Source organism: Campylobacter concisus, from assembly GCF_002913865.1.
GTDB lineage: Bacteria > Campylobacterota > Campylobacteria > Campylobacterales > Campylobacteraceae > Campylobacter_A > Campylobacter_A concisus_AM.
Genome location: NZ_POYX01000086.1, coordinates 1 through 1,214, shown reverse-complemented (window position 1 = coordinate 1,214; position 1,214 = coordinate 1). Strand labels below are relative to the sequence as shown.

Sequence of the window (1,214 nt, the reverse complement as noted above, 5' to 3'; positions counted from 1 at the left end):
GTAAAAACATCGACAAGATAGTGCTCCAGCCGTAGTTTAGCTTGTAGCCTGCAAAGGCCAAAATGGCAAAAGAGATGAGCGTTAAAATGTAGATGAAATTTGAGTTATAAAAAAATAGAAATTTTGGCTTTTTAAATTTATGCTTTTTATCGTCGTTTTGGTACAAAAATGAGACAAAAACGAGGACCAATATCTCAAAAACAGTGATAAATGCGGTTGCACAAAAGAGCAAAATACCCGTAGATATCATCTCCGAGCTATCTAAACTCGGAAAATATCTGGTCTCAAAACCAAAATATAAAAAGTAGCAAAGCACGCTGATGATAGGCACTATGAAATTTGAGTGTTTGAAGAAATTTGCGACGCACTCTTTTATAAAATTTGCCTTTAAATTTGCCGAGTGCTCGCCCAAATGGCTCTCGAAAAACGAGTTTAAAAGTAGCTCATTTTTGACCTTTTCAAGCTCCTCTGGCTCTTTTGATAGCGCCCTTTTGTAAATTTCATAGTTTTTGTCTTCAAAATCCTTTATGATCTCATCTTTTATATCTAAGATCACGAAGCAAATTCGCTCTTTTAGCTCGCTAAGCTCCTTTGAAATTTCAGCGTAATTTGTCCTATTTAGCTTCAAATAAAGCTCGCATTCGCTTTCTAAAAGTGCTATTAGCCTACCTTGTTTGCTGCCTATGATATGTGAGTTTAAAAATCTAGCCTTGATAAAATTTATAAATTTACTAGCCTCTTTTACACTCTCATCTTTTTCATCTAAAATGTCTTGGTAGCTCAAATTTACCTTTCTTGCTTTTGTCTTGAAATTATCTTGCTTGCATCAAGCTCAAATCTTGTTCCATCTTTTGTCTCTAAATAGTAGAATTTACCTAAAGTTGAAAGAGCTTTGATATTGTGAAGCCAAACGGTGCCATCACGTTTTTCTGTGTACGTTATATCTTTTCTTTGTTTCATCTTGACAGTAGCTTTTTCTTCTTTTTGATTTGTACAATTTTTATCCAAACAATAGTTCAAAACATTATTGTGAAATTTAATATTTATTGCCTTATCTATATCCTTGCATTCTTTATTATTACAAGAAAAACTTAAATACTTTGGTGAAATGACAATACTACGATTTTGATCTTTTTTATTGCTGTCTATAATACTTAAATTATTTTCAATATATAAAAAAGCTTCTTTACCTTCAACAGTCGTTATTTCACTAA

2 pseudogenes are annotated in these 1,214 nt (G+C 32.2%); both read right to left on the bottom strand.

Annotated features, from left to right (window positions below):
• Positions 1 to 784, bottom strand: a pseudogene (locus CYP77_RS05815) (hypothetical protein); the annotation flags it as partial.
• Between the two features lie 2 nt (positions 785 to 786).
• A pseudogene (locus CYP77_RS09990) lies at positions 787 to 1,214 on the bottom strand (hypothetical protein); the annotation flags it as partial.